Annotated in this window: 10 protein-coding genes; 8 read left to right on the top strand and 2 right to left on the bottom strand. The window is 57.9% G+C overall.

Going from position 1 to position 5287, the window contains the following annotated elements; translation table 11 throughout:
* The 7 genes from Q1M54_RS16340 to Q1M54_RS16310 form a co-directional block, all read left to right on the top strand.
* On the top strand, window positions 1–481 hold a 481-nt coding region (locus Q1M54_RS16340), incomplete at its 5' end, for a HisA/HisF-related TIM barrel protein (RefSeq protein WP_300559580.1).
* Window positions 482–501: 20 nt separating this feature from the next.
* Entirely contained in the window at window positions 502–1359 is an 858-nt protein-coding gene (locus Q1M54_RS16335) for a D-hexose-6-phosphate mutarotase (RefSeq protein ID WP_300559577.1), read from the top strand.
* 25 nt (window positions 1360–1384) lie between these two features.
* Window positions 1385–2185: an imidazole glycerol phosphate synthase subunit HisF gene (gene hisF, locus Q1M54_RS16330; protein WP_300559574.1), complete on the top strand. Its 801-nt coding sequence runs from the start codon at window positions 1385–1387 to the stop codon at window positions 2183–2185.
* A gap of 363 nt (window positions 2186–2548) precedes the next feature.
* The gene (locus tag Q1M54_RS16325) at window positions 2549–3064 is read left to right on the top strand and encodes a hypothetical protein (protein ID WP_300559571.1); all 516 of its coding nucleotides are present in this window, start codon (window positions 2549–2551) and stop codon (window positions 3062–3064) included.
* A gap of 213 nt (window positions 3065–3277) precedes the next feature.
* Window positions 3278–3679 (top strand): FosX/FosE/FosI family fosfomycin resistance hydrolase, encoded by a 402-nt coding sequence (gene fosX, locus Q1M54_RS16320; RefSeq protein WP_300559568.1) that lies wholly within the window; start codon window positions 3278–3280, stop codon window positions 3677–3679.
* Window positions 3680–3709: 30 nt separating this feature from the next.
* Window positions 3710–3958, top strand: coding sequence for a DUF1272 domain-containing protein (locus Q1M54_RS16315; RefSeq protein WP_300559565.1), 249 nt, complete (start codon window positions 3710–3712; stop codon window positions 3956–3958).
* A gap of 10 nt (window positions 3959–3968) precedes the next feature.
* Window positions 3969–4445 (top strand): GNAT family N-acetyltransferase, encoded by a 477-nt coding sequence (locus tag Q1M54_RS16310; RefSeq protein WP_300559563.1) that lies wholly within the window; start codon window positions 3969–3971, stop codon window positions 4443–4445.
* Here the strand turns inward: Q1M54_RS16310 and Q1M54_RS16305 are convergent.
* Window positions 4424–4708, bottom strand: coding sequence for a type II toxin-antitoxin system RelE/ParE family toxin (locus tag Q1M54_RS16305; RefSeq protein WP_300559560.1), 285 nt, complete (start codon window positions 4706–4708; stop codon window positions 4424–4426). The genes Q1M54_RS16310 and Q1M54_RS16305 overlap by 22 nt on opposite strands.
* On the bottom strand, window positions 4708–4926 hold the full coding sequence (locus tag Q1M54_RS16300) for a hypothetical protein (RefSeq protein WP_300559557.1): 219 nt from the start codon (window positions 4924–4926) through the stop codon (window positions 4708–4710). The genes Q1M54_RS16305 and Q1M54_RS16300 overlap by 1 nt, the downstream gene beginning before the upstream one ends.
* A gap of 140 nt (window positions 4927–5066) precedes the next feature.
* Between Q1M54_RS16300 and Q1M54_RS16295 the strand changes: the two genes are divergently transcribed.
* Window positions 5067–5287 (top strand): phosphoribosyl-AMP cyclohydrolase (locus Q1M54_RS16295; protein ID WP_300559553.1); only part of this gene is annotated, 221 nt, incomplete at its 3' end.

Here is a 5287-nt window from a genome sequence, read left to right as displayed (position 1 = left end):
TCTGGACACGATTGAAAAATACATCGACAGCGGCCTGCGCTACGTCATCATCGGCACCGCCGCCGTCAAGAACCCCGGCTTTTTGAAAGACGCCTGCACCGCCTTTGGCGGCCACATCATCGTCGGCCTAGACGCCAAAGACGGCAAAGTGGCCACCGACGGCTGGAGCAAGCTCACGGGCCACGAAGTGGTGGACCTGGCCAAGAAGTTCGAAGACTGGGGCGTCGAGTCCATCATCTACACCGACATCGGCCGTGACGGCATGCTGAGCGGCATCAACATCGATGCCACCGTCAAACTGGCCCAGGCCCTGACGATTCCCGTGATCGCCTCGGGCGGCCTGTCCAACATGGCCGACATCGAGCAGCTGTGCGCCGTGGAAGACGAAGGAGTGGAAGGCGTGATCTGCGGCCGCGCCGTGTACTCGGGCGACCTGGACTTTGCGCAGGCGCAGCAACGCGCCGACGAGCTCAACGGCTGACCCTTTCCCATCCTTTTCTCATGAGCGCCCAGGCCACCTGTCGCGACACCGCGTTCGCCGGCCTGCCCGCCCGAGAGCTGAGCCTGCCGCAAGGCGACCGCTTGCTGGTGACGCTGCACGGTGCGCATGTGCTGTCTTGGTTGTCGGGCGGGCAAGAGCGCCTGTACCTCAGCCCCCAAAGCATTTTGGACGGCCAGGCCGCCATTCGCGGTGGCGTGCCGGTGTGCTTTCCGCAGTTCAACCAACGCGGCCCCCTGGCCGAGCGCCTGCCCAAACACGGCTTTGCGCGCCACGTGGCCTGGCAGGCCGATGCCCCGATGCTGTCTTCGGACCGCGCCCAACTGACCCTGCGCCTGGCGGACAGCGCCCAGACCCGCGCCTGGTGGCCCCAGGCCTTTGAGGCGCAGCTGCACATCGATCTGAGCCCTGGCGCACTGCAGCTGACGCTGAACGTGCACAACACCGACACACGGCCGATGGCATTCTCTGGCGCGCTGCACACCTATCTGGCCGTGCCCGACGTGACGCAGGCCACGCTGCAGGGCCTGGGCGGCCAGCCCGAATGGGACTCGCTCACCGACCGCCATGCGCCAGCCGCCGACACGCTGCGCTTTGCCGCCGAATTTGACCGCGTGTACGAGGCCGGGCCACAACCCATGACGCTGAACGGCAGCTTGCAGATCCGCCAAAGCCCCAGCTGGGCCAACACCGTGGTCTGGAACCCCGCGCAAGACCTGTGCAAGCGCCTGGCCGACATGCCCGACGATGGTTGGCGCCACATGTTGTGCGTCGAAGCCGCGCAGGTCTATGCGCCCATCACCTTGCCTGCGGGCGGGCGCTGGGCGGGCTGGCAGCGCTTGCAAGTCCAGAACCCTTGAATAACCCCCCAAAAGAGAAATCGCCATGCTCGCCAAACGCATCATCCCTTGCCTCGACGTGACCGGCGGTCGCGTGGTCAAGGGCGTCAACTTTGTCGAACTGCGCGACGCCGGAGACCCGGTGGAAATCGCCGCCCGCTACAACGAGCAGGGCGCTGACGAACTCACGTTTTTGGACATCACCGCCACCAGCGACGGGCGTGACGTGATCCTGCACATCATCGAAGCCGTGGCCAGCCAGGTCTTCATTCCGCTGACGGTGGGTGGCGGTGTGCGCACCGTGGAAGACGTGCGCCGCTTGCTCAATGCAGGGGCCGACAAAACCAGCTTCAACTCCGCCGCGATTGCCAACCCGCAGGTCATCCGTGACGCATCGGCCAAATACGGTGCGCAATGCATCGTGGTGGCCATCGACGCCAAGCGCCGCACCGCTGAGGACGAGCAACGGATCGGCACCCACGGTTTGCCCATGGGCCCCGGCTGGGACGTTTACAGCCACGGCGGCCGCAAAAACGTGGGCCTGGATGCGGTGGCCTGGGCCACCCAAATGGCCGAGTACGGTGCGGGCGAAATCCTGCTCACCAGCATGGACCGCGACGGCACCAAAAGCGGCTTTGACTTGCAGCTGACACGCGCCGTGAGCGACGCGGTGAGCGTGCCCGTGATTGCCTCGGGCGGCGTGGGCAACCTCGACCACCTGGCCGATGGCGTGAGCATCGGCGGCGCGGATGCGGTGCTGGCCGCGAGCATCTTCCATTACGGTGAGTACACCGTGCAGCAGGCCAAAGTGCGGATGCGGGAGCGGGGGATTCAGGTTAGGTTTTAATCAGCCACCTTTAACCTTTCGCTGACAGATCACAACCCGGTGCAGTTGGAACATCGGTCCTCCCAGTTTCGTGGCGAGGGATCGTATTTTTGTTTTGAAAATATAAAAATAAATTTATTAATTAAATCTATAGTGCTATATTTAAATGCCTCACGCTGGGTACAGCAACCCCTTGACAGACAAAAGCGAAGTAGAGTTTAAGGATGCCTTTTCTAGTAGTTGCGGTCAGGCCGAGAGGTACCCCATGGTGTCAAACGACTTTTTGCCAATGTTGCGGCCATGTTTTCTGCTGACTCCCAGTCATATTGGCTGGTTTGTTATCCACATCAAAGTTAGGCGTCAAACATGAACGAGAGGAGTTGTATGCAGCAAGGCAAGAGTCGTCTTGATCATTGGGCGGTGTCATTATTGGTTCTGTTCGTACTCATTGTCGCCGTGGTGGCAATCTGGGTGTGGCTCCCTGAAAAGCTGGCGCCGCACTTAACCAGCCCACAAGATCGAGGTGTTTTTGGTGATTCCTACGGCGCTGTGACATCGCTGTTCACGGGTCTCGGATTTGCTGGTCTCGTTTTTACTATTCTTCTCCAGCAACGGGAGATCAAGCTTCAACGAGACGATTTCACTGCACAGCTAAATGAGATGCAAAGCACGCGTGGTGAAGTGTCTAAGCAATCTCAAATCCATGAGATGCAATTGAATCAGTCAATTGTGCAGTTGAAATTCAATGTACTCCAAACGAAACTCGAGCTAATAAAGATCGATAGCCTGAAGTTTCTGGAACACACACGAGGAGGATATGCTGGCCCCCAGATCGAGGAAATTCTTGTTGAGATGAATGGCCTCATTCAACAGCTTGAGTCAAGTGCTGGCCAGTCCTAATCATTAGCACGGGTGTACCTAGGTTTGAAATTTGAAGCTAGTGGTTCAGCATTAACGACAGGCTTTACACAGCAACCTTATGCACCAACCCATGTCTACGGTCAATCGAGCCCGAGCGATCCAGCAACCAAGATATCCTTGAAAGTGAAGCGCTTATACGTGCCGCTTTGCAATCTTTGCTGTGCACCGAACTGTTTCAAAGTTAGGAGTCACATGACCATACGAGGCGTCAGTCATCTCACCTTCATCGTGCGTGACCTTGAGCGCTCCGCAGCGTTGTTCAGTCAGGCCTTGGGTGCTGTGGAGGTCTATGACAGCAAAGATCGTCAGTTCTCCTTGTCGCGTGAAAAGTTTTTCCTGCTCGGTGGTGTTTGGTTGGCGTTTATGCAGGGCGAGCCGCTTGAGCGTTCGTACCGCCATGTGGCGTTTGCCGTCGATGACGATGAACTTGCGATTTACGAAAGCCGCTTGATCGCCGCTGGTGTGGAGGTGAAGCCCCCACGTCCGCGTGTGGAGGGAGAAGGGCGCTCTTTGTATTTCTACGATTTCGATAACAATCTGTTTGAGTTGCACACGGGTACCCTTCAAGAGCGACTTGAGTGGTATGCGCGGTGATGGCCAACTAACTGAACAGAGGATCACACCATGCTTCAATTGCGCCCAAGTTGCGAATGCTGCGACAAAGACCTTCCCCCCGATTCCACACAAGCGCGCATTTGCTCTTTCGAATGCACCTTCTGCGCGGCATGTGCAGAGAGTGTGCTGGCCGGCAAGTGCCCCAACTGCGGGGGTGAGCTGTTGGCCCGTCCTCGTCGTCCTGCAGACAAGTTGAGCAAGTTCCCTGCCTCCACCGAACGGGTCGTCAAGCAGCAGGGCTGCCAAGAGACCGCATGAAAAAGACCTGATGCTCATCGCCATAGAGCCCGCCAACCAGCCCGAAGTTCTTGCGCTCATTGAGCAGCTGGACGCTTACCAGAAGCCGCTTTATCCAGCAGAGAGTCACCACGGGATCGACATGGCTGCCCTGTCGCAGCCGAATGTTCTTTTCGCGGTCGCACGCGATGAATGGGGCCATGCGGTGGCTTGTGGGGCCATCGTGCTCGAGCCCGCTTATGGTGAGCTCAAGAGAATGTTCACGCTGCCCAGCCACCGCGGCAGAGGCATCGCCCGTTCGCTTCTGCTATTTCTGGAAGCAGAGGCCCAAGCCCGCGGCTGCCATCTTTTCATGCTCGAAACGGGTTACCTTCAACCCGAAGCCATCGCTTTGTATGAGCGACTTGGCTACAGCCGTCGAGGTCCGTTCGGCACCTACACGGAAGACCCCCACAGTGTGTTCATGCACAAGTCAGCCATAGCCCATCAACGCTTCAACCCCGCATAGAAATTTTCATGCGGACCGACCGCCAGCAGCAGGGCTTCAGTAGGGGCTGATTTGTGCGGTTGCAGTTCATAAGCCAGCAGGGTTTCTTGGCCGTTCAATTTGAATTTGTAGACGAACACACCCGCGAGGTCGCCTTTCTTTTCATCGCCCAGCTGCGGATTCTGAAGAATGGCTTTGATGGCTTCATCCAGTATTTTTTTGTCGCGGGCGTGAATTTTTTTGGCCACCCGGTTGAACGATGGCGAGGCGCTGACTTTCAGCATCAGCCAAACTCATAAGGCGCAGCCAGTCCGGCTTTGACTTCTTCACGCGAGAGCATGGTGTCTTGGATCAGGCGCAAAGGCATGTCGGGGTTGTCGATCACGGCTTTGCCGATGCGCGCCCAATATTCAATTTGCTTGGGCACAGAGCGGTGCTCGGCCGCCGCGTAGGGTTTGGCGTCTTCAACCAACTCGTCAGACAGTTTCATTGCAACAGCCATGGTGCTTCTCCTTAATGGGTTGTATTTTGCAACCAATGGATGTTTTGTGCAACCTGATAAGACGCTGGTGTAGCTGGTTTCGTGGTGCTATCGGGTGCGCCTGCTGTCCTGACACCCCAATGTCTTAAGATCACTCCCCTATGAACTGGCTCGATCAAATCAAATGGGACGACAAAGGCTTGGTGCCTGTGATCGCCCAAGAAAAAGACACTGGCGACGTGCTGATGTTCGCCTGGATGAACCGCGAGGCTTTGCAAAAGACGGCCGAGCTGAAAAGGGCGGTGTATTTCAGCCGCTCGCGCAACAAACTGTGGTTCAAGGGCGAGGAGTCGGGCCATGTGCAGACGGTGCACGACATCCG

Source organism: Limnohabitans sp. Rim8, from assembly GCF_943326455.1.
GTDB lineage: Bacteria > Pseudomonadota > Gammaproteobacteria > Burkholderiales > Burkholderiaceae_C > Limnohabitans_A.
The sequence above is the reverse complement of the archived record's forward strand: the minus strand, read 5'-3'. Positions and strand labels throughout refer to the sequence as shown.

Excerpts from the sequence above, each read along its gene's own strand:
- fosX (WP_300559568.1), top strand. The coding sequence starts at position 3,278 with ATGACCATACGAGGCGTCAGTCATCTCACCTTCATCGTGCGTGACCTT.
- Q1M54_RS16325 (WP_300559571.1), top strand. The coding sequence starts at position 2,549 with ATGCAGCAAGGCAAGAGTCGTCTTGATCATTGGGCGGTGTCATTATTG.
- hisF (WP_300559574.1), top strand. The coding sequence starts at position 1,385 with ATGCTCGCCAAACGCATCATCCCTTGCCTCGACGTGACCGGCGGTCGC.
- Q1M54_RS16305 (WP_300559560.1), bottom strand. The coding sequence starts at position 4,708 with ATGCTGAAAGTCAGCGCCTCGCCATCGTTCAACCGGGTGGCCAAAAAA.
- Q1M54_RS16300 (WP_300559557.1), bottom strand. The coding sequence starts at position 4,926 with ATGGCTGTTGCAATGAAACTGTCTGACGAGTTGGTTGAAGACGCCAAA.
- Q1M54_RS16310 (WP_300559563.1), top strand. The coding sequence starts at position 3,969 with ATGCTCATCGCCATAGAGCCCGCCAACCAGCCCGAAGTTCTTGCGCTC.
- Q1M54_RS16335 (WP_300559577.1), top strand. The coding sequence starts at position 502 with ATGAGCGCCCAGGCCACCTGTCGCGACACCGCGTTCGCCGGCCTGCCC.
- Q1M54_RS16315 (WP_300559565.1), top strand. The coding sequence starts at position 3,710 with ATGCTTCAATTGCGCCCAAGTTGCGAATGCTGCGACAAAGACCTTCCC.